This window comes from Mesorhizobium sp. ESP-6-2 (assembly GCF_020164675.1).
In the GTDB taxonomy this organism is placed as follows: Bacteria; Pseudomonadota; Alphaproteobacteria; order Rhizobiales; family Rhizobiaceae; genus Mesorhizobium.
Genome location: NZ_JAIUGT010000001.1, coordinates 627338 through 647200, shown reverse-complemented (window position 1 = coordinate 647200; position 19863 = coordinate 627338). Strand labels below are relative to the sequence as shown.

Below are 19863 nucleotides of genomic sequence, written 5' to 3'. Positions count from 1 at the left end.
ACGCTGTCGCCAGCATCGATTCGCCGGCGGGACAGGCACGAAGGATCGCTGCGCTTCAGAGGCGGCCAGAATTACCCCCGCTTCAACACCTTCCCCTTCTTGAAGAAATCCTTCCACGGATCGGCTTCCGCGAGCTGCTTCAGTGTCGTCTTGTCGCCGATGGGGAATGCGTTCGGCGGCAGGCCGGCCTCGATCTCGGCCCAGGTCACCGGCATCGACACCGTGGCACCCTTCTTGGCCCGCGACGAGTAGGGCGCGACCGTGGTCGCGCCGCTGCCATTGCGCAGATAGTCGACGAATATCTTGCCGGTGCGCGCCTTCTTCGACAGCGTCGCGGTGTAGCGGTCGGGCGCGCCCTGTTCCAGCGCGCGCGCGAAATCATGGGCGAAGCCTTTCACCTCCTCCCAGTTGGCCGACGGTTTCAGCGGCACGACGACATGAAAGCCCTTGCCGCCCGATGTCTTGACGAAATTGGGCAGCGACAGCTCGTCGAGCTTGCCCCTTATGTCGAGCGCCGCCGCCCGCACCGCCTTCACGTCGACCCCTTCATCGGGATCGAGATCGAAGACGATCTGGTCGGGACGTTCCAGATCGTCGATGGTGCAACCCCAGATGTGGATCTCGACCACGCCGAGCTGGACAAGAGCTGCGATGCCGTCGAAGTCACGGATGAACAGGATTTCCTCGCCATCCGTGGGATCCCTCGTCTTCTCGATCTTGTCATGCATGCCGGGCGAGGCATGCTTCTGGAAGAAGCGCTGGCCGCCGACACCATCAGGGGCCCTGACCAAGCTGAGCGGGCGGTTGACCACGAATTGTTTCATGCGCGGCCACACCAGCGCGTAATGGTCCAGCAGCCCCTGCTTGGATATCTTTTCGTCGGGCCACAGGAGCTTGTCCGGATGGGACAGCTTCACCGTGGTGGTTGCCCTTGCCGGCGTTGCGCCGCCTGACGCCGGCTTGGCCCGGGCCGTGCTCTTGCCTGTCGGTGTCTTCGGCTTTTCCTGCACGACTTCCTCCGCCGGCTTGTCTTCGCGCAGCCCCTGGAACGAGGCGTGGCGTACTATACGGTCGGAGGTCCAACTGCGGAACTCCACTTCGCCGACAAGCTCCGGCTTCACCCAGACCAGGCCCTTGCCCCTCGGCACGGCCTTGTCGAAGGGCGACGACTTCGTTTGCAGAGCATCGAGCTTCTTCTTCAGGGCATTGGCGCCGCCGGTCGAGAAGCCGGTGCCGACCCGGCCGGCATAGTGTAGCTTGCCGGCCTCGAAATAGCCGAGCAGCAGCGAACGCAGCCCGCGCCCGGTCTTGTCGGACGGCAGGTAGCCGGCGATGACGAACTCCTGTCGCAGCGTGCATTTCGACTTCACCCAGGACGGCCCGCGACCGCTGCGGTAGACCGCGTCGGCGCGCTTGGAGACGACGCCTTCCAGTCCCATGCGACAGGCATGCTCGAGCATCACCTTGCCGGGCTCGGCGAAATGGTCGCTGAAGCGGACCGCCGACTCCTCCGGCTGGCCGGCCAGCAATTCCTGCAAGGCCTGCTTGCGCTCGACCAGCGGCTCGCGGCGCAGGTCCCGCCCATTCAGCCGCATCAAGTCGAAGACGTAGTAGATGAAGCGGTCCGTGCGCTTCGCCGACAGGTCCGCCTGCAAAAGCGCGAAGGAAGAGACGCCGCTGTCGGCCAGCACCACGATCTCGCCGTCGATGATGGCGTTGGTGCATTTCAATCCGGCGAGTTCGGCGACGATCGCGTCGCCGAACTTCTTCGTCCAGTCGAGGCCGGTGCGGGTGAGCAGCCGCACGTCCGTGCCGGCGATCTGCGCCTGCATGCGATAGCCGTCGAACTTGACCTCGTGCAGCCAGTCCTCGCCCGGCGGCGCTTCCCGCTCGAGCGTGGCCAGTTGCGGCTCGATGAAGTCGAGGCGCTTTGCGTGTCCGGCCGTCGCCTTGGTGGCCGCAGGCTTGTTGGAATGCCAGACTTTCGCCTTTTCCCCTTTCGCGGCCTTGCCCGCCCCGACCTCCTCGATCGTCAGGCCCGACTTCACCGATTTCGGCGCTTCCTCCAGGATATCCTCGCCCGGCCGCGCCGCGCCATCGTCCGATTTGATCAGCAGCCAGTTGTCGCGCTTCTCGCCGGGGCGCGGTCTCAGCCGCACCAGGTGCCAGCGGCCGTGCAGCTTGTGGCCGTTAAGCTCGAAATTGAGATGGCCCTTCTTCATCGCCTTGGCCGGATCGCCCTCGGGCACCCATGTGCCCTCGTCCCAGACGATGACAGAGCCGGCGCCGTATTCGCCCTTGGGAATGGTGCCCTCGAACGGCGCATAATCGATCGGATGGTCCTCGACATGCACGGCCAGCCGTTTCTCGTGCGGATCGAGGCTCGGGCCGCGCGTTACCGCCCAGCTCCACAGCACGCCGGCATGTTCGAGGCGCAGGTCGTAATGCAGCCGGGTCGCGGCGTGCTTGTGGATGACGAAGATGCCGCCGGCGTCGCTCTTCTTGCCGCGGGCGACCTTGCCTGGGGGTTCGGCGGTTTTCCTGAAATCGCGCTTGGCATGATATTGTTCGAGGCTAGCCATCGCTTCGTGTCCTCACGCCGATTTGCGCTTGGGCGCGGCTTCTTTCGGCTTGCCGCGCTTGGCCGCCGGCTTGGCTTTCGCCGAGGCCTTGCCGCGACGTTCGCCCGATCCGCCATCCGACGAAAGGCTCTTCTTCAGCGCATCGAAGAGATTGACGACATTGGACGGCTTGGGCGCCGCCTTGGCCTTCGGCGCCTTGCGGCCCGCCTTCTTGGCGCGGATCAGTTCGAGCAGCGCATCCTCGTATTTGTCCTCGAATTTCGAGGGATCGAACTTCGCTTTCTTCTTGTCGATGATGAGCTCGGCCAGATCGGTCATCTCCTGATCCGTCTTCACCGCTCCGATGTCGTCGAAGACGGTGTCCGGCTGGCGTACCGTGTTGTCGTAGCGCAAGGTCGTCAGCACCATGCCCTTGCCAAGCGGTTCGATGACCACGGGACGTTCGCGCCGATAGAGCACGATGCGCGCCAGACCCGCCATCTTCTTGCCGGCCATCGCGTCGCGGATGACGGCGAAAGCGTCCTGCGAGACCTTGTCGGCCGGCGCGACGTAATAGGGCGTATCGAGATAGATCTGTTCGATGGAGGATTTGTCGACGAAGCCGTCGAGGTTCATCGTGTGCGAGGACTCGATCTGGATGGCCTCGATCTCGTCCTCTTCGATGTGGATGAAATTGCCATCGTCGTCCTCGTAGCCCTTGATCTCGTCGCCATCCTCAAGCGGCTTGCCGGTTTCGGCGTCGACATAGATCCGCTTCACCGTGTTGCCGGTCTCGCGGTTGAGGATGCGAAAAGAGACCTTCTCGGCATGGGTGACGACATTGGTCAGTTCGATGGCGCAGGTGACCAGCGAAAGCTTCAGATAGCCTCTCCAGGCGGGACGCGGCGCCATGATGATTTCCTGTAGAGAAAGATCAGGCTGGAACGGGCGACGACCCCAACGGTTCCAATCAGGTCTGCCAAGGCCGGCGCGATTGCCGCCGGCCCCGGCTTTCAGCCCCTATTCGGCGGCCTGCAGGTTGATCTTGCTTTCCGCTATTTCGGTCAGCTTGCGATCCGTCGCCTGCTCTTCCTTGAGGTTCTTGGCCAGCACGTTGGCGCAGTCGCTGCGGCCAAGCTGCTTGGCCCAGGCGATCAAGGTGCCATAGCGGGTCATCTCATAGTGCTCGACCGCTTGCGCCGAGGCGATCAGCGCCGCGTCCAGCACCTCCTTGTCGTCGACGTCGCCGCTGACGTCGTCGGCTTCCTCGAGGATGCCGTCTATGGCAGGGCAGTTGACCTCCTTGGCCTTGACGCCGTGCAGTTCGAACACCTGCTCGACGCGCTCGACATGGCCCTTGGTCTGCTCGAGATGTTTCTCGAAGCCGGCCTTCAGCTGCGGATCCGTCGCCTTGTCTATCATCTTCGGCAATGCCTTCTCGATCTGCTTTTCGGCATAATAGATGTCGCGCAGCGTGTGCACGAAGAGATCGTCCAGGGTTTTGATGTCCTTCGAAAAGAAGCCCATGATTGCGGCCCTTCCTTTGCTCTTGCGGTTGCGGGTTAGCGTGGGGCCGCAGGTCGGCGGCCCCATGGGCCGGCCATGCCGGCACGAAGAATCAACGTCTCGTTCCGGGCGGGGTTCCGGACTTGCGGCGGCGAGCAAGGAAATTCTCCCGCCAGGGCGAAAGCTGAAACGCAATCGCACCCAGGCGACATTCAAACGAAACATATGTGATGCAAAAGTCACACACGACGAAATGGCGACAAAAGGCGTGGAAAGACCCCGAATCAGCCGCATTCCGGCCATGAAGCGACGGGTTTTCGACCAGAAATTAACATCGCGTTCACCGACTATTCACGCCTCGACGCTATGATTTCCGCAATTCGGAAGGGACACCCGAAAGTCGGGACAGGGACCAAGTAAAATGAACTTCCTCACGCACCTCATCGGCTATGCCGCAGCCATCCGCGAATTCGTCGCGCCGACCTATCGGCCCGAGCGCTACTACATGCGCGGGCCAGGTCCGGCCTGCGCTCGTCGCGGCACCTCGCTGGGCGCGCACTGACCATGACTTTCGAGAGCCGACACAACAGCCGCATCTGCAGGCCGGACGCCGAGTCGCGCGCCACCACCTATCGCGCCGAGCGCCCGGCCTTCGCCGATCGGCGGCGCGCGACATCGTCGCGGCTTTGAGACCGCCTTCGCCGGCTTAATGTCTCAGGACACGAGCCGCCGAGGCCCGCGTGAGCGACCTTCTCCAGTCCAGTCGGGCCCCAGTCCAGTCGGCCAGTCCAAGCCGTCCTTCTGAATACCCTTCGATGTAAGCCATCCGCTGACCGTCTTCGACAGCGTTTGCTCCAGCCGGGATGATCGTGCGCTACCGCGGCAGGCCCGCGCCGTCCGGCGCACACGGCTCCAGCACAATCGTCCCGCCGGCCACCTTGCCGAGTTCTCGGCAACCCTGATCTGTGCACAATGTCCAACCATCACCTGTCGCGCCGGAGGCGGCGAGCGCGAGGTTTCGCTGCGGCCCGACCTTCGGAGCATAGGCCCACCAGCCGTCTCGCAGCACCGCGCCCTCCGGTGGTTCCATGCCGGCGCCCGAGCCCTTTATGCGCGCCTCGGTGACTTGCAGGCCGGAAGGCGTTACCTTCCAGTGCTCCTCCCAGCGCGTGCGCTCCACCGAATGCGTCCAGGACAGGGTGAAGGCGGCGGCCGCCAGCGTCACCGTCTTGCCCGCGGCAAGGATACACAGGCTCATGCCTTGGCCATCACCCGCCGCGCGCGCCAGAAATGCCAGCCGATCCAGGCGAACGACAGTGCCCAGCCCGTCTCGTCGGTGAGCGGGATCGCCGCGACCAGCAGCACGCCGGCACAGAAGGCGAGGAGCCGTTCCCACCACGCCATGCGCCTGGCAAGGAAGCCGACCGCGGCGGCACCCCACAGCACGATGCCCATGCACGCCTTGACGACGATGTAGGCGACCTCGACGGGGTAGCCGAACTGGGCGGCGATCGGGCCGGGATCCTGCAGCATGAGCGCCGGTGTATAGACCGCCATGAACGGCACGACGAAGCCGGCAATGGCAAGCTTGGTCGCCTGGATGCCGATCTTGAGGCCGCTCTCCCTGGCCATTGGTGCGGCAGCGAAGGCGGCCAGCGCCACGGGCGGCGTCAGGTCGGCCATGATGCCGAAATAGAAGACGAACATGTGGCTGACCACCAGCGGTACGCCGAGCGACAACAGCGCCGGCCCGGCCAGCGACGAGGTGATGATGTAATTGGGGATGGTCGGAATGCCCATGCCGAGCACCAGGCAGGTGAGCATGGTCAGCACCAGCGACAGGAACAGATTGTCCTCGCCGATGGAAATGATCCAGCCGATGAAAGTGGAGGCGATGCCGGTCAGCGTCAGCGTGCCGATGACGATGCCGACGATAGCGCAGGCGATGCCGACCGGCAGCGCGTTCTTGGCCCCTTCGGCGAGTGAATCCACGCAGATCCGCAGCGTTTCGCGCCCGCCCTTGAAGGCGAAGCAGGCGACGACGAGCGCGGCGATGACGAGGCCCAGAATGTTGACGCCGAAGCGCATGAACGAGGCGGCAGCGAGCCCGAGCGCCAGCCAGAAGACGACGCGGAAGGCGAGCGGGCCGATCAGGGCCGCCAGCGGCGTGCCGAGGATGAGCACGATGGTCAGCGCCAGGCCCATCGTGCCCGCGAAGATCGGTGTGTAGCCGGCAAACAGGAGATAGATGAGGGCCGCCAGCGGCAGCACCAGCGGCCAGTGCTGGCGCACGGCATCCCAGGGATTGGGCAGTTCGGCCTTGGCCATGCCGTGCAGGCCGGCCTTGCCGGCTTCCAGATGCACCTGCCAGAAACAGGCGCCGAAATAGAGCAGCGCCGGGATGATCGCCGCCTTGACCACTTCGGCATAGGGGATGTTCAGCGTCTCGGCCATGATGAACGCGACCGCGCCCATCACCGGCGGCATGATCTGGCCGCCCATCGAGGAGGTCGCCTCGACGGCGCCGGCGAAGGCCGACCGGAAGCCGAAGCGCTTCATCAGCGGGATGGTGAACTGGCCGCTCGCCACCACATTGGCGACGCCGGAGCCGGAGATGGTGCCCATCAGCGCCGAGGACAGGACGCAGACCTGCGCCGGCCCGCCCCGCCACGAGCCGACCAGGCCAAGCGCGAAATCGTTGAACAGCGCGATCATGCCGGCGCGTTCGAGAAAGGCGGCAAAGACCACGAAGATGAAGATATAGGCGGCCGAAACATAGATCGGCGTGCCGTATATGCCTTCGGTGCCGTAGGCGAAAGTATCGACGAGCTGGGCGAAATCGTAGCCGCGATGGATGAAGGGCGGCGGCAGATGGTTGCCGACGAAGCAATAGGCGAGGAAGATGAATGCGATGATCGCCAGCGGCAATCCCATCAGCCGCCGGGCCGCCTCGAAGACCAGCACCACCAGCACCGCGCCGACGACCAGGTCCGGCGTGGTGAGGAAGCCGGAGCGGCGGATGAGGTCGGTGTAGAACACCCAGTTATAGAGGCCGGTGCCGAAGCCGAGCACGCCGAGCGCCCAGAACAGGGTTTTTGCCGGCACGCTTTTGGCGCGCAGATTGGCGATCAGCGCGAAGCCGAGCAGCAGCAGGAAGCCGACATGCATGGCCCGCACCACCTGGCTCGGAATGCTGCCATAGGCCGCGACGTAGATCTGGAACACCGAAAAGGCGACGGCAATGGCGAAAGCAGCCTTGCCGGCGATGCCGTCGCCAAAGCCCGGCGGCAGTCCTTCCACCTGCTCTTCGGCGGTGGGGAGGTGGAACGCCGCCGGTTTGCTGTCGGTTGTTGTTCCAGGCGTTGCTTCGCTCATCCGACACACTCCAGGATGAGCGAATGGCAGAGGGAGGCGGCTGGCGAAGACATGTCCGATTACCCCCCTATTTCAACAGCCCCTTCTCCTTGTAGTAGCGCTCCGCGCCCGGATGCAGCGGCACCGGCATGCCGTCGAGCGCCTTGGCAGGGTCGATCGCCTTGGCGGCGGCGTGGGCGGCGGCGAGCTGGTCGAGATGTTCGAACATCAGCTTGGTCATCTGATAGGCCGTCTCGTCGGAAACGTCGGCGCGGGTGATGAGGAAATTGCCGACGGCGGCGGTCGCGACGTCCTCGGCCTGGCCCTCATAGGTGCCCTTGGGGATGACCACCGACAGATAGGGCGCGCCGATCTTGGCGACGTCCTCAGCGGGCACGGCGACGACATTGATCGGCACGGAGGTGGCGAGGTCGCGGATCGAGGCGACGCCAAGGCCGGCCGACTGCAGCGTGGCGTCGAGCTGGCGGTTCTTGATCAGCTCGACCGATTCGGCGAAGGGCAGGTATTCGACCCGTCCGAGATCCTCGTATTTCAGCCCGGCGGCGGCAAAGATGGCACGCGCGTTGAGCTCGGTGCCGGAGGCCGGCGCGCCGACCGACAGGCTCTTTCCCTTGAGGTCGACCAGCGTCTTGATGCCGGATTCCTGGCTGGCGACGATCTGGATGTAGTTGGGGTAGATGGCGGCGATGCCGCGCAATTTGTCGAGCTTGCCGGGGAAGCCGGCCTCGGCATTGCCTTCGGCGGCCATCTTGACGGAATCGCCGAGCGCGAAGGCGATCTCGCCCTTGCCCTGCTGCAGCAGATTGAGGTTCTCGACCGAAGCCTTGGTGGCCTGCACCTGGGTGCGGGCGCCTGCGATGCCCTTGCCGTAGATTTCCGACAGCGCCACGCCGAGCGGGTAGTAGACGCCCGACGTGCCACCGGTCAGCACGTTGATGAATTCCTGTGCCCTGGCCGAGGCAATGCCGAGCCCGAGCGAAAGCGCCATTGCGCCGGCTGCAACGAACTTCGTTCTGAAATGGAACATCCGGTTTCCTCCCTGAAAATATTGGCAGCCGCACCACCTCCTCGATGCGAACCGGCCGAGTTTAGACGGCGCGCCGCAAATGCCAACCCGCAATTGCATTCATTAGACGAACGGTTGAATGGATGCGGAAACAGCTCCCGGCTTGCGCGGGACGCGACCGTGGTCGAAAGATTTTTTCCGGCACCTGTCGAAATCGGCCCTTGCCGCGCGACATATGTCCGGCTCGCAAGGACGCGGCCTACGAAACCACGGGAGAAGACCCATGCGATACATGCTTTTGATCAACAACGACGAGGCCGCACTGGCGAACACGCCGATCGAGAAGGCCCAACAGATGAGCGCGGCCTATGGCGCCTATACCGAAGCGTTGAAGAAATCCGGCGCGTGGCTGGCCGGAGAAAGGCTGCGCCCGACCCAGGCAACCACCTCGGTGCGGATCACCGACGGCAAGACCAACGTGATCGACGGCCCCTATGCCGACACCAAGGAGCAGCTTGCCGGCTTCTACATGATCGAGGCGCCCGACATCGATACCGCCATCGAATGGGCGGCGCGCTGCCCGGCGGCCAGCACCGGCACGGTCGAGTTGCGGCCGATTTGGGAAATGGCCGAATACATGCCCAAGAAATGACGATGTGATGGACAGCAGCGCGCAGATTGCCCGGGCAGCCGCCGAGGCCGCCGCCCGGCAAAGCTACGGCAAGCTGGTCGCGTGGCTCGCGGCGCGCACGCGCGACGTGGCCGCCGCCGAGGACGCGCTGGCCGACGCCTTTGCCGCGGCGCTCGAACGCTGGCCGCGAACCGGCGTGCCCGAAAAGCCGGAGGCCTGGCTGCTTGCCGTGGCAAGGCGCCGGCGTGTCGACGCGGTGCGGCGGCGGCTCACCAGCGAAGCCGGCCGCGACCATCTCAAGCTGATTGCCGAGGAGGCGGAGGCGTGCATGACCGACCAGGACCTGCCCGACGAGCGGCTGCGGCTGATGTTCGCCTGCGCGCATCCGGCGATCGAACCTGGCGTGCGCGCGCCATTGATCCTGCAGGCCGTCCTTGGCTTCGACGCAGCGACGATCGCCTCCGCCTTCCTGGTCCCGCCGGCGACAATGGGCCAGCGCCTGGTGCGGGCCAAGGCCCGCATTCGCGAAGCCGGCATTCCGTTCCGCGTACCGGAGCGGGCCGAACTCGGCGAGCGCCTGGATACCGTGCTGGAGGCCATATACGCGACCTTCGCCGAGGGCTGGTCCGACCCGGCGGGCACCGAGACGCGGCGCCGGAACCTGGCCACCGAAGGAATCTGGCTCGGCAGGCTTGTGGCCTCGCTACTGCCGGACGAACCGGAGGCGCTGGGCCTGCTTGCGCTGATGCTGTTCGCCGAGGCGCGCCGCACCGCACGCCGCGATGGGTCCGGAGAGTATGTGCCGCTCGCCGAGCAGGACCATGCGCTGTGGGATCATGCGCTGATCAACGAGGCGGAAGCCCTGCTCGGCCGCGCCGCCACTCTGGACGCCATCGGCCGCTATCAGCTCGAAGCGGCCGTGCAGTCCGTTCACGCGGCGCGGCGGCTGAGCGGCGAGACCGACTGGGTGGCGATCCGCGAATTCTACGACGCCTTGCTTTCGATTGCACGATCGCCCGTGGTGGCGATCAACCGCGCGGTGGCGATCGCCGAAGCTGAGGGCGCCGTGGCGGGGCTGGCGGCCCTTTACGTGCTTGGCGACGACAAGCGGCTCAACAATTACCAGCCATATTGGGCCGCGCGCGCCGGCCTTCTGGCCAGGCTCGGCCAGGTGCCGCAGGCGGTCGAAGCCTATGACCGGGCGATCGGCCTCGAAAGCGATCCGGCGGTACGCCGTTTCCTGCAGGTAAAACGCGCGACGCTCAGGCATTGAAATGCCCGAGCGCGGTGCTTGGCGACGGCCCGTTCAACCCGGCCACATTTCGTGCGATGCGTTGAGCGTCTTCATCAGCGGGTGCTCGCGAAGCTTGGCCCACAGGCGTTCGATGTCGGGCCAGGCGGTGCGTGCCTTGCCGCTGTCGGGATGCCAAGCCACCAGCATGGCCAGATAGATATCGGCCACCGACATCGCCTCGCCCGCCAGCCAGTCGCGGCCGCGCAAGGCGGCATCGACGACGGCGAAGCCGCGGTCCATCTCGGCCACGGCCGCCAGCTTGACCGCCTTGGTGCCCTCGGCATCAGCCGTGTAGCGGTGAGCGTAGTAGAAGCGCAGCACCGCCGGATAGAGAGCCGACGACATGAACGCCATCCAGCGCAGGAAGTCGGCGCGGGCCGGCGCATCGGCCGCCGGCGCCAGCCCGGCCTGCGGATGGCGTTCGGCGAGCAGGATGCAGATGGCCGCCGATTCGGTCAGCGAGCGGCCGTCCGGCAAGGTCAGCACCGGCACCTGGTTCAGGGGGCTGATGTCGAGGAAAGCGGGATCGGGCCGGTCGGATTTCGGTACGTCGATCTGCTCGAACGGCGCCTTGGCCAGCGCCAGGGCCGCCTCGACAACGAAGCCGCCGCTGCCGGGACGGGTGTAGAGCTTGTACATGAGGTCCTCCGCCGGCCCTGCGGGGCCGGGGGCGATATGAACCGGAAGCAGGGCGCTGCTCAAGCCCGCGGTATCCGCCACGGCTGGTTTTTCAGCGGGCCAGGCTTACGATCAACATATTGACGTCGGCGGAACAGCGCCCCCTCTGTCCTGCCGGACATCTCCCCGGAGATCGGCAGCGTCGGCGGTTCGCTCCACCTTGCAGCGTGGGAGATTGGCGGAGGTCGAGGTGACGGCCAATCTCCCCCTTGTGGGGGAGATGCCCGGTAGGGCAGAGGGGGGCGCGACGGATCGGGACGAATTTATGCTGCGTGCTGGTGACTACGCCCCCAGCCCTTCGAACAGGATCGTCGACAAATAACGCTCGGCGAAGGAGGGGATGATCACCACGAGGTTCTTGTCCTTGTTCTCCGGCCGCGAGCCGACGACGATCGCCGCCTGCAGGGCGGCGCCCGAGGAGATGCCGACGGGCACGCCTTCCAGCCGGGCGACGAGGCGGGCATTGGCGACCGAATCCTCGTTCGAGACTTTGACGATCTCGTCATAGATGGTGGTGTCGAGGATTTTTGGCGCGAAGCCGGCGCCGATGCCCTGGATCTTGTGCGGGCCGGGCTGGCCGCCCGAGAGCACCGGCGAGGTTTCCGGCTCGACCGCGACGACATGCAGCGAGGGCTTGCGCTTCTTCAGCACCTGGCCGACGCCGGTGATGGTGCCGCCGGTGCCGATGCCGGAGACGACGATGTCGACCTCGCCCTGGGTGTCGTTCCAGATCTCCTCGGCCGTCGTCGTGCGATGGATCTCGGGATTGGCCGGATTTTCGAACTGCTGCGGGATGATGGCGTTGGGGATGGTCGCCGCCAGTTCGTCGGCCTTGGCGATGGCGCCCTTCATGCCTTTCGGCCCTTCGGTCAGGACCAGTTCGGCGCCGAGCAGCGCCAGCATCTTGCGGCGCTCGACCGACATGGTTTCGGGCATGGTGAGGATCAGCTTGTAGCCCTTGGCGGCGGCGGCGAAGGCAAGCGCTATGCCGGTATTGCCCGAAGTCGGCTCGATCAGCGTCGTCTTGCCGGGAGCGATCTTGCCCGATGCCTCGAGCGCCTCGATCATCGCCACGCCGATCCGGTCCTTGACCGAGGCGATCGGGTTGAAGAATTCGAGCTTGGCGATGAGATGGGCAACGATGCCCTTCTCCTTGGCGAATTTGTCGAGCCGCACCAGTGGCGTGTCGCCGATCGTATCGGTGATGGAATTGTAGATGCGGCCGCGGCCGGGAACACGAGCGGAGGCGACGGACTTGGTCATTGGTTTGGCTCCCAGAATGTCAGGCGGATGGAACTGATCTCAGGCGGATGGCGGCCAGGATAGGGCTTCCACTCACGCAAGATAGACCGTCGCCCGAAAATATCCGAGTGGGGTGCGTGTCTAAAACGCCCCGGCCTCGGAAAAGCGTTTCCCGAACAGCCGGACCGACGGAATGATTTGGCGCAAACGGCCCTATTGACGGGCGGCGATCGCCGCCGCGGCGCCGACCATGAAGCCGGCCGCGGTGCGGTTCAACGCTTTCAGGGCGCGCGGCGAGCGCAGGAACCAGCGCGCCTTGGCCGCCAGCGCCAGATAAGGCACCAGCACCACGAACAGGACGAGGACGGTGAGTGCGGCGAGGATGCCGTAATCGGCCAGCGTGATGGTCTTGAGGTCGACGATGGTCGGCGTGATGGCGAGATAGAAGATCATCGTCTTCGGATTGCCGAGCGTCACCGTCAGGCCGGCGAGGAAGCTCGACGCCAGCCCGCCCTTGCTCTTCCTGGCCTCGACCGTCTCGGGCGTGATGCCGGCGGTCCAGAAGCGCCAGCCGAGGAAGGCGAGATAGGCGACGCCGGCCCATTTGACGGCGAGGAACACCAGGCCGAAGGTCTGCGCGACAAAGGCAAGCCCAAGCACCACGGCGGTGAGATAAAGAAGGTCGCCGAGCATCAGGCCGAAGGACATGGCCAGCGAGGAGCGGAAGCCGGAACCGAGCGCGCGCGCCACAAGCGCGGTGACGCCGGGGCCGGGAATGGCCGCGGCCAAGCCGAGGGCGGCGCTGTAGGCGAGGAAGCCGGTGAGGGTCATGGATCGAGCCTTGCGTCCGCGAACTGCTGGGACGGCGCCTTGTCGCACAGAGTTTCGCGGGCGGGAATTGCCTGGATGCGGATTTGGTTGCACCAGGCATGCCCCGCGCTCGGGACCTCCCAAGCGGATCAGGACCGCCCGTCGCCGTAGGTCACGCGCCAGATGGTGCCGTTGCCGTCCTCGGTGACGATCAGCGCGCCGTCGTTCGCCACCGCCACGCCGACCGGCCGGCCCCAGACCTCGCCGCCGGAGGTGACGAAGCCGGTCATGAAATCCTCATATTCGCCGGTCGGCTTGCCGTCCTTGAACTTGAGCCGCACCACCTTGTAGCCGGTCCTGTTGCCGCGATTCCACGAACCGTGCAGGGCGACGAAGGCGTCGCCCCTGTATTCGGCCGGAAAACCGGATCCCGCGCGGGCATTCCTGCCGTCGTAGAAGGCGATGTTGAGCGGCGCTGAATGCGCCTGCATCAGAATGTCGGGAACGGTGACCTTGCCGGCAAGGTCGGGACGCGCGCCCTTGTGGCGCGGATCCTCATTGTCGCCGATATAGTACCAGGGCCAGCCGTAGAAGGCGCCTTCCCTCACTTCGGTCGCATATTCGAACGGCACGTTGTCGCCGAGCGCGTCGCGCTCGTTGACCACGCACCACAGCGCGCCCGCCGCCGGCTGGACGGCCATGCCCGAACAATTGCGCAGGCCGGTGGCAACGATGCGGCCATTCCTACCGTCCGGGTCGAAAGCCATGACGTCGGCGCGGCCTTCCTCCGCGCCCCAGGTGGCGCCGAGCGGCTTCGACCTGGCCCAGGCGTCGAGCCCGCCGCGCGGTTTTCTTGCCATGTCCTGGGCGGCGTTCGAGCCGGAACCGACCGAGAGATACAGCGTCTTGCCGTCCGCCGAGAAGGCGATGTCGCGGGTCCAGTGATGAGTGGCTGGAATGTCGCGGACAATCGTTTCCGGCTCGCCGGACGCCTTCAGGTCGCCATCGCGGTAGGGAAAGCGCACGATGCTGTCGCTGTTGGCGACATAGATCCATTGCGGGCTGTCCCCTGGCGGATAGAAGGCGATGCCGTAGGGCCGGTTGAGATTGCGGGCGAAGATGCCGTCCTTGACAGGTTTCGCGCTGCCCTCGCCGAGACGGTAGACGCGGATCTGGTTGGCCTCGCTGTCGGCGACGAACAGGTCGCCATTGGGCGCGACACGCACGACGCGCGGATTGTCGATGCCCGAAGCGATCAGTTCCGCCGAAAAACCCGCCGGCAGCCGCGGCTCGGCGCCTTGCGGCCTTTGCACCGGACCGGCGCTGTTCGAGGCGGATCTGGTGACATAGGGCCTGGGCTGGTCTTGCGGGCTGATCAGCCGGCGCACGCCCGGCTCGTCGGCCCGCCAGTCACCGAATGCGGCCGCGCCCTTGAGCACCGGCTCTGTCTGCTGGGCCAATGCCGTCGCGGTGAAAAGCAAGGCTGCAGGGATCGCCACGGCGCCGGCAAGTCTGATCATCCCAGTCTCCAGCTTTTCGCTTCGCTATGCATGTCGTTGTCCCAAGACCGAGGATCACATGCATCAAGGGAACGGGCGGGCTCGGCAGTCGTTCCGGACGACACGGGGAGTTGAAGGAATTCGGGTCAAGTATCCGCGTCGAGATCGGCGTCGAGGTTCTTTTCCAGTTCGACGAGGTCGGCCGGCAGCGGCATGCCCATGGCGCGCATTTCGCGCAGCTTCTCGCGCAATTGCTCCTGCACTTCCCGCACATCCTCAGGCTGGTTGACCATCTCCTCCAGCAGCAGGCTGATCTGGGCCTTGAACGATTCCAGCGCCATTTTTTTCCTCCTCGGCCGTCTGGATCGATCCCAGCTCTCAGCGCAGCATGCGCGATATCAGCTGCGCCGTATAGTCGACCATCGGGACAATGCGGGCATAGTTGAGCCGCGTCGGGCCGATGACGCCGAGCGCGCCGACGACGCGGGCGTCCTTGTCGCGGTAGGGCGCCACGACGAGCGACGAGCCGGAGAGCGAGAAAAGCTTGTTTTCCGAGCCGATGAAGATGCGCACGCCCGGTCCCGCCTCGGCGAGGTCGAGCAGCTGGATCAGCCCGTCCTGCGTCTCCATGTCCTCGAACAGGTGGCGCAAGAGTTCGATGTCGGCCTGGGCGGTGACGTTTTCGAGCAGATTGGCGCGGCCGCGCACGATCAGGCGCGCCGGCAAGCCGCTTTCCGCGCCGGCCCACACCGCCAGCCCCTTCTCCACCAGGTCCTGCGACAGCGTGTCGAGCGCTGCCCTTGTCTCTTCCTTGATACGCGCGACCTCCGCCCGCGCCTCGGCCAGCGTACGGCCGCGAATATGGGCGTTGAGGAAATTCGAGGCCTCGTGCAATTGCGAGACGGTGATGCCGGCCGGCAGATCGATGACCCGGTTCTCGACGTCGCCGTTCTGCGACACCATCACGGTCAGCGCCTTTGTCGGCTCGAGCTGGATGAACTCGATGTGCTTGAGCGCCACCTCGTTCTTGGCGGCCAGCACCAGGCCGGCGCCGCGCGACATGCCAGACAGCATCTGGCTGGCCTCGGTCAGCATGTGTTCCAGCGTGGCGCCCGAGCCGGAGGCGCGCACCTGCGCCTCGATGCTGCGCCGCTCCTCGTCGGAGAGGTCGCCCAGTTCCATGAAGGCGTCGACGAAGAAGCGCAGGCCGGCCTGGGTCGGCAGGCGGCCGGCGGAGACGTGCGGCGCGTAGATCAGGCCGAGATGTTCGAGGTCGCTCATCACGTTGCGGATGGTGGCCGGCGACAGCGAGGACGGCAGGATGCGCGACAGGCTGCGCGATCCCACGGGCTCGCCGTCCCTCAGATAGGAATCAACGATACGCCGGAAGATGTCGCGCGAGCGCATATCGAGCGCCTGAAGTGCCGGCGCGTGAAGAGCGAGCGACTGCGAAGCGGGATCGACTGCCTTGGTCATTGCGGCCATAACCTCCGGTTCAAGGATATAGACTTCGCCGCGCTACGCGCAACCCAGTGTCGCACTTGCGATCACCCGGTGTCGCGTTGGGCGATCACCCGGTGTCGCGTTTGCTGTCGCCGGTCCATTTTCCTTTACGCCGTGCCCCGCATGCGTCTAAAAGTCCGCCAAGATTCAAAAAGCTGACAAGAAAGCAGGCCGAATGCGCCCCTCCAAACGCCAGTTCGACGAAATGCGCGCCATATCCTTCGAGCGCGGCGTCTCCAAACATGCCGAAGGCTCGTGCCTGGTGAAGTTCGGCGACACGCATGTGCTGTGCACGGCAAGCCTGGAGGAAAAGGTGCCGGGCTGGATGCGCAATTCCGGAAAAGGCTGGGTGACGGCCGAATACGGCATGCTGCCGCGCTCGACCGGCGAGCGCATGCGCCGCGAGGCCTCCGCCGGCAAGCAGGGCGGGCGCACGCTGGAGATCCAGCGGCTGATCGGCCGCTCGCTGCGCGCCGTGGTCGACCTGCAAGCGCTGGGCGAGCAGCAGATCACCGTCGACTGCGACGTCATCCAGGCCGATGGCGGCACCCGCACCGCCTCCATCACCGGCGGCTGGGTGGCGCTTTACGATTGCCTGCGCTGGATGGAAGCCCGGCAGATGGTGAGCGTCGCCAAGGTGCTGAAGGATCATGTCGCGGCGATTTCCTGCGGCATCCATGACGGCCAGCCGGTCATCGACCTCGATTATCTCGAAGATTCCTCCGCCGGCACCGACGCCAATTTCGTCATGACCGGCAAGGGCGGCATCGTCGAGATCCAGGGCACAGCCGAGGGCGAGCCCTTTTCGGAAGGGCAGTTCGCCGAGCTGATGGGCCTGGCCAAGAAAGGCATACAACGACTGGTCAGCCTGCAGCAGATGGCGGTGGCGTGAGTTTTAGATGCCGAGCCTCGTGACACCCTCCGCAATCCTGGAATCCGCCCTCTACGTCACCGACCTGGCGGCTGCGGAAAGCTTCTACACCGATGTCCTTGGCCTCACTCCTCTCGGCAAGGTCGAGGGTCGCCATCTCTTCTTCCGCTGCGGAGCCGGCGTGCTGCTGATCTTCAACGCCGAGGCGACCAAGGTCCCGCCCGAGCCCGACGCGAGGCTGAAAGTGCCCCCGCACGGCACATCAGGCGAAGGCCATCTCTGCTTTGCGGCGACCGCCGATGAAATCAGCCGCTGGAGATCCCATCTGGAGGCGAAGAACATCACCATCGAAAGCGAATTCGAATGGCCGCAAGGCGGCCGCTCGCTCTATATCCGCGATCCTTCCGGCAATTCGATCGAATTCGCCGAGCCAAGAATCTGGGGACTTTGATGCATTCTCTCGACGGAAAAAAGATCGTCGTCGCCAGCCACAATGAAGGCAAGCTGCGCGAATTCGCCGATCTGATGGCGCCATTCGGATTCGAGGCGAAATCGGCGAAGGACTATGGCTTGCCCGAACCCGACGAAACCGGCACCACTTTCGAGGAGAACGCATATATCAAGGCGTTCGCCGCGGCCAAGGCGACGGGCCTGCCGGCGCTGTCGGATGATTCGGGCCTGTGCGTCGACGCGCTTGACGGCGCGCCCGGCGTCTACACCGCCAACTGGGCCGAAACGCCTGATGGCAGCAGGGATTTCGGTATCGCCATGCAGCGCACCGAAGTGGCACTGCAGGAAGTCGGCGCGGCCTCGGCCGAGCAGCGCAAGGGCCGCTTCGTCGCCGTCATCTGTCTCGCCTTTCCTGATGGCGAGGCTGAGTATTACCGCGGCGAGGCCGAAGGCAGGCTGGTCTGGCCGCCGCGCGGCGAGCTTGGCTTCGGCTATGACCCGGTGTTCCTGCCGGACGGCTTCGAAAAAACCTTCGGCGAGATGACCGCCGAGGAGAAACATGGCTGGAAGCCCGGCCAGGCCACGGCGCTGTCGCACCGCGCCCGCGCCTTCCAGAAATTCGCCCAGGCTCGATTGGGTCTGGCCAGGTTAGGCTCGGCATGATCAGGCCCGGCGCCACCATGCCGCTCGACCGCAGCCCCGGTTTCGGCGTCTATGTGCATTGGCCGTTCTGCGCGGCCAAGTGCCCCTATTGCGACTTCAACAGCCATGTCCGCCACCAGCCGGTCGACCAGGGGCGCTTTGCCGCCGCCTTCGAGGCGGAACTGGCAACAATGCGCCAGCGCACCGGCCCACGCGAGGTGACCAGCATCTTTCTCGGCGGCGGCACGCCGTCGTTGATGAAGCCGGAAACGGTGGCCAGGGTCCTGGACGCCGTGGCGAAGAACTGGGCGGTGCCCGACGGCATCGAGGTGACGCTGGAGGCCAATCCCTCCTCGGTCGAAGCCGAACGCTTTCGTGGCTATCGCGCGGCGGGCGTCAACAGGGTCTCGCTCGGCGTGCAGGCGCTGGACGACAAGGATTTGCGCTTCCTTGGCCGGCTGCACAATGTGGACGAGGCGCTGCACGCGATCGGGCTCGCGCGGGAGATATTCCCAAGGCTCTCCTTCGACCTGATCTACGCACGGCCAGGCCAGACGCCGGAGGCCTGGGCATCGGAGCTCGAACAGGCGATCGGCCACGCCGCCGACCATCTGTCGCTCTATCAGCTGACCATCGAGGAAGGCACCCCGTTCCACGCGCTGCACGCGGCGAAGAAATTCATCATCCCCGACAACGACCACGCCGCCGACCTTTATGCGCTCACGCAAGAGGTGACATCAGCCCATGGTTTGCCGGCATATGAGATCTCAAACCACGCCCGGCCGGGTGCCGAAAGCCGGCACAATCTGACCTACTGGCGCTATGGCGAATATGTCGGCGTCGGCCCCGGCGCGCATGGCCGCTTCGTCGAGAACGGCCACCGCGTCGTGACCATCGCGGAGAGGATGCCGGAAACCTGGGCCAATCTGGTCGAGGCCAAGGGCCATGGCGTCACCGGCGGCGAAACGCTGACGCGCTCCGAAGAGGCTGACGAGTTCCTGCTGATGGGACTGAGGCTGGCGGAAGGCATCGACCTGTCGCGCTACGAAGCGTTTTCCGGGCGCGGCCTGTCGAGCGCACGGCTGTCGGTGCTGCAGGGCGAAGGGCTGGTGGCGCCGATCGGCAACGCCCGCCTGCGCGCCACGCCCGCCGGCATGATCGTGCTCGACGCCGTGGTGGCCGATCTGGCGCGGTAGGCCCCCCACATCCACTAGCGGAGTAATGCGGAGCGGCGCGCAGATCCGAGGAGGACGAAGGCGAGATACCGCTCTCAATCCCCAAGCCGGAGATTGCGCTTCTGAAGGCGCGGGTTTCACGTTATCTGGACCCAGGACATCGTGAGGCCCGAAATGAACCTGACCGTTTCTTCCTGGCAATTCTGGGCGCTGCTGTCAGCGGCTTTCGCGGCACTGACGGCGATCTTTGCCAAGGTGGGCATCGAGACGATCAATTCCGATTTCGCCACCCTCATCCGGACAGCCATCATCCTGGTCGTGCTTGCGGCCATCCTCGCCGCCAGCGGCCAATTCCAATCATGGGCCTCGATCTCCGGAAAGACCTGGCTTTTCCTCGGCCTGTCGGGACTGGCGACCGGAGCCTCGTGGCTCTGCTATTTCCGCGCGCTGAAAATCGGCAATGCGGCGCAAGTGGCGCCCATCGACAAGCTAAGCGTCGTGCTTGTGGCGGTGTTTGGCGCGGTCTTTCTCGGCGAGCGGCTCACCAGTACGAACTGGCTTGGCGTCGCCCTTATCGCGGCGGGCGCGGTGCTGGTCGCTAATCGAGGGTAGTGCTGCGC

The 19863-nt window shown here is 65.3% G+C and carries 20 protein-coding genes; 8 read left to right on the top strand and 12 right to left on the bottom strand.

Annotated elements, in window-relative coordinates; all coding sequences use genetic code 11:
• Positions 1 to 71: 71 nt before the first annotated feature.
• The 3 genes from ligD to LB532_RS03200 all read right to left on the bottom strand — a co-directional run bounded on the left by ligD (position 72) and on the right by LB532_RS03200 (position 4088).
• A complete protein-coding gene (ligD, locus tag LB532_RS03210; protein ID WP_140639446.1) occupies positions 72 to 2582 on the bottom strand; it encodes a DNA ligase D in 2511 nt (836 codons plus the stop codon).
• Between the two features lie 12 nt (positions 2583 to 2594).
• A complete protein-coding gene (locus LB532_RS03205; protein ID WP_140639447.1) occupies positions 2595 to 3473 on the bottom strand; it encodes a Ku protein in 879 nt (292 codons plus the stop codon).
• Positions 3474 to 3581: 108 nt separating this feature from the next.
• A complete protein-coding gene (locus tag LB532_RS03200) occupies positions 3582 to 4088 on the bottom strand; it encodes a ferritin-like domain-containing protein (protein ID WP_140639448.1) in 507 nt (168 codons plus the stop codon).
• Between the two features lie 400 nt (positions 4089 to 4488).
• Here LB532_RS03200 and LB532_RS03195 point away from each other — a divergent pair, with 400 nt between their 5' ends.
• The gene (locus LB532_RS03195; protein WP_013892047.1) at positions 4489 to 4629 is read left to right on the top strand and encodes a hypothetical protein; all 141 of its coding nucleotides are present in this window, start codon (positions 4489 to 4491) and stop codon (positions 4627 to 4629) included.
• A 312-nt stretch (positions 4630 to 4941) separates the two neighbouring features.
• Here the strand turns inward: LB532_RS03195 and LB532_RS03190 are convergent, their stop codons facing one another.
• From LB532_RS03190 to LB532_RS03180, 3 genes are all read right to left on the bottom strand, one after another.
• Complete coding sequence (locus LB532_RS03190) at positions 4942 to 5325, bottom strand: DUF1850 domain-containing protein (protein ID WP_140639449.1); 384 nt, start codon at positions 5323 to 5325, stop codon at positions 4942 to 4944.
• A complete protein-coding gene (locus LB532_RS03185) occupies positions 5322 to 7442 on the bottom strand; it encodes a TRAP transporter permease (protein WP_140639450.1) in 2121 nt (706 codons plus the stop codon). The genes LB532_RS03190 and LB532_RS03185 overlap by 4 nt, the downstream gene beginning before the upstream one ends.
• 67 nt (positions 7443 to 7509) lie before the next feature.
• Entirely contained in the window at positions 7510 to 8469 is a 960-nt protein-coding gene (locus LB532_RS03180) for a TAXI family TRAP transporter solute-binding subunit (RefSeq protein WP_140639451.1), read from the bottom strand.
• A gap of 262 nt (positions 8470 to 8731) precedes the next feature.
• On the opposite strand from LB532_RS03180, the gene LB532_RS03175 reads away from it, so the two are divergent.
• Both LB532_RS03175 and LB532_RS03170 read left to right on the top strand, forming a co-directional pair.
• Positions 8732 to 9100, top strand: coding sequence for a YciI family protein (locus tag LB532_RS03175; protein WP_140554494.1), 369 nt, complete (start codon positions 8732 to 8734; stop codon positions 9098 to 9100).
• Between the two features lie 7 nt (positions 9101 to 9107).
• Positions 9108 to 10352, top strand: a complete 1245-nt coding sequence (locus LB532_RS03170) for an RNA polymerase sigma factor (protein ID WP_140639578.1) — start codon at positions 9108 to 9110, stop codon at positions 10350 to 10352.
• A 33-nt stretch (positions 10353 to 10385) separates the two neighbouring features.
• On the opposite strand, the gene LB532_RS03165 is transcribed toward LB532_RS03170, so the two are convergent.
• From LB532_RS03165 to hrcA, 6 genes are all read right to left on the bottom strand, one after another.
• Positions 10386 to 11012 carry a glutathione S-transferase family protein gene (locus LB532_RS03165; protein WP_140639452.1) on the bottom strand — a complete coding sequence of 209 codons (627 nt, stop codon included), beginning with the start codon at positions 11010 to 11012 and terminating at the stop codon, positions 10386 to 10388.
• A gap of 321 nt (positions 11013 to 11333) precedes the next feature.
• Entirely contained in the window at positions 11334 to 12314 is a 981-nt protein-coding gene (gene cysK, locus LB532_RS03160; RefSeq protein ID WP_140639453.1) for a cysteine synthase A, read from the bottom strand.
• Between the two features lie 192 nt (positions 12315 to 12506).
• Positions 12507 to 13124: a LysE family translocator gene (locus tag LB532_RS03155; RefSeq protein WP_140639454.1), complete on the bottom strand. Its 618-nt coding sequence runs from the start codon at positions 13122 to 13124 to the stop codon at positions 12507 to 12509.
• Positions 13125 to 13252: 128 nt separating this feature from the next.
• A complete protein-coding gene (locus LB532_RS03150; RefSeq protein ID WP_140639455.1) occupies positions 13253 to 14623 on the bottom strand; it encodes a PQQ-dependent sugar dehydrogenase in 1371 nt (456 codons plus the stop codon).
• A gap of 125 nt (positions 14624 to 14748) precedes the next feature.
• On the bottom strand, positions 14749 to 14943 hold the full coding sequence (locus LB532_RS03145) for a hypothetical protein (RefSeq protein WP_140554504.1): 195 nt from the start codon (positions 14941 to 14943) through the stop codon (positions 14749 to 14751).
• A 37-nt stretch (positions 14944 to 14980) separates the two neighbouring features.
• On the bottom strand, positions 14981 to 16078 hold the full coding sequence (gene hrcA / locus LB532_RS03140) for a heat-inducible transcriptional repressor HrcA (protein ID WP_140639456.1): 1098 nt from the start codon (positions 16076 to 16078) through the stop codon (positions 14981 to 14983).
• Between the two features lie 202 nt (positions 16079 to 16280).
• Here hrcA and rph point away from each other — a divergent pair, with 202 nt between their 5' ends.
• From rph to LB532_RS03115, 5 genes are all read left to right on the top strand, one after another.
• Positions 16281 to 16997 carry a ribonuclease PH gene (gene rph / locus LB532_RS03135; protein WP_140491814.1) on the top strand — a complete coding sequence of 239 codons (717 nt, stop codon included), beginning with the start codon at positions 16281 to 16283 and terminating at the stop codon, positions 16995 to 16997.
• Positions 16998 to 17016: 19 nt separating this feature from the next.
• Positions 17017 to 17427, top strand: a complete 411-nt coding sequence (locus LB532_RS03130; protein WP_140639579.1) for a VOC family protein — start codon at positions 17017 to 17019, stop codon at positions 17425 to 17427.
• The gene (gene rdgB / locus LB532_RS03125; RefSeq protein ID WP_140639457.1) at positions 17427 to 18089 is read left to right on the top strand and encodes an RdgB/HAM1 family non-canonical purine NTP pyrophosphatase; all 663 of its coding nucleotides are present in this window, start codon (positions 17427 to 17429) and stop codon (positions 18087 to 18089) included. The genes LB532_RS03130 and rdgB overlap by 1 nt, the downstream gene beginning before the upstream one ends.
• Positions 18086 to 19264, top strand: coding sequence for a radical SAM family heme chaperone HemW (gene hemW / locus LB532_RS03120; protein ID WP_140639458.1), 1179 nt, complete (start codon positions 18086 to 18088; stop codon positions 19262 to 19264). Before rdgB ends, hemW begins: the two co-directional genes overlap by 4 nt.
• 153 nt (positions 19265 to 19417) lie before the next feature.
• Positions 19418 to 19855: an EamA family transporter gene (locus LB532_RS03115; RefSeq protein ID WP_140639459.1), complete on the top strand. Its 438-nt coding sequence runs from the start codon at positions 19418 to 19420 to the stop codon at positions 19853 to 19855.
• The last annotated feature ends 8 nt before the right edge of the window (positions 19856 to 19863 follow it).

Excerpts from the sequence above, each read along its gene's own strand:
- LB532_RS03175 (WP_140554494.1), top strand. The coding sequence starts at position 8,732 with ATGCGATACATGCTTTTGATCAACAACGACGAGGCCGCACTGGCGAAC.
- cysK (WP_140639453.1), bottom strand. The coding sequence starts at position 12,314 with ATGACCAAGTCCGTCGCCTCCGCTCGTGTTCCCGGCCGCGGCCGCATC.
- LB532_RS03145 (WP_140554504.1), bottom strand. The coding sequence starts at position 14,943 with ATGGCGCTGGAATCGTTCAAGGCCCAGATCAGCCTGCTGCTGGAGGAG.
- LB532_RS03190 (WP_140639449.1), bottom strand. The coding sequence starts at position 5,325 with ATGAGCCTGTGTATCCTTGCCGCGGGCAAGACGGTGACGCTGGCGGCC.
- LB532_RS03185 (WP_140639450.1), bottom strand. The coding sequence starts at position 7,442 with ATGAGCGAAGCAACGCCTGGAACAACAACCGACAGCAAACCGGCGGCG.
- LB532_RS03150 (WP_140639455.1), bottom strand. The coding sequence starts at position 14,623 with ATGATCAGACTTGCCGGCGCCGTGGCGATCCCTGCAGCCTTGCTTTTC.
- ligD (WP_140639446.1), bottom strand. The coding sequence starts at position 2,582 with ATGGCTAGCCTCGAACAATATCATGCCAAGCGCGATTTCAGGAAAACC.
- rdgB (WP_140639457.1), top strand. The coding sequence starts at position 17,427 with ATGCATTCTCTCGACGGAAAAAAGATCGTCGTCGCCAGCCACAATGAA.
- rph (WP_140491814.1), top strand. The coding sequence starts at position 16,281 with ATGCGCCCCTCCAAACGCCAGTTCGACGAAATGCGCGCCATATCCTTC.
- LB532_RS03115 (WP_140639459.1), top strand. The coding sequence starts at position 19,418 with ATGAACCTGACCGTTTCTTCCTGGCAATTCTGGGCGCTGCTGTCAGCG.
- hemW (WP_140639458.1), top strand. The coding sequence starts at position 18,086 with ATGATCAGGCCCGGCGCCACCATGCCGCTCGACCGCAGCCCCGGTTTC.
- LB532_RS03200 (WP_140639448.1), bottom strand. The coding sequence starts at position 4,088 with ATGGGCTTCTTTTCGAAGGACATCAAAACCCTGGACGATCTCTTCGTG.
- LB532_RS03180 (WP_140639451.1), bottom strand. The coding sequence starts at position 8,469 with ATGTTCCATTTCAGAACGAAGTTCGTTGCAGCCGGCGCAATGGCGCTT.
- hrcA (WP_140639456.1), bottom strand. The coding sequence starts at position 16,078 with ATGACCAAGGCAGTCGATCCCGCTTCGCAGTCGCTCGCTCTTCACGCG.
- LB532_RS03205 (WP_140639447.1), bottom strand. The coding sequence starts at position 3,473 with ATGGCGCCGCGTCCCGCCTGGAGAGGCTATCTGAAGCTTTCGCTGGTC.
- LB532_RS03165 (WP_140639452.1), bottom strand. The coding sequence starts at position 11,012 with ATGTACAAGCTCTACACCCGTCCCGGCAGCGGCGGCTTCGTTGTCGAG.
- LB532_RS03195 (WP_013892047.1), top strand. The coding sequence starts at position 4,489 with ATGAACTTCCTCACGCACCTCATCGGCTATGCCGCAGCCATCCGCGAA.
- LB532_RS03155 (WP_140639454.1), bottom strand. The coding sequence starts at position 13,124 with ATGACCCTCACCGGCTTCCTCGCCTACAGCGCCGCCCTCGGCTTGGCC.
- LB532_RS03170 (WP_140639578.1), top strand. The coding sequence starts at position 9,108 with ATGGACAGCAGCGCGCAGATTGCCCGGGCAGCCGCCGAGGCCGCCGCC.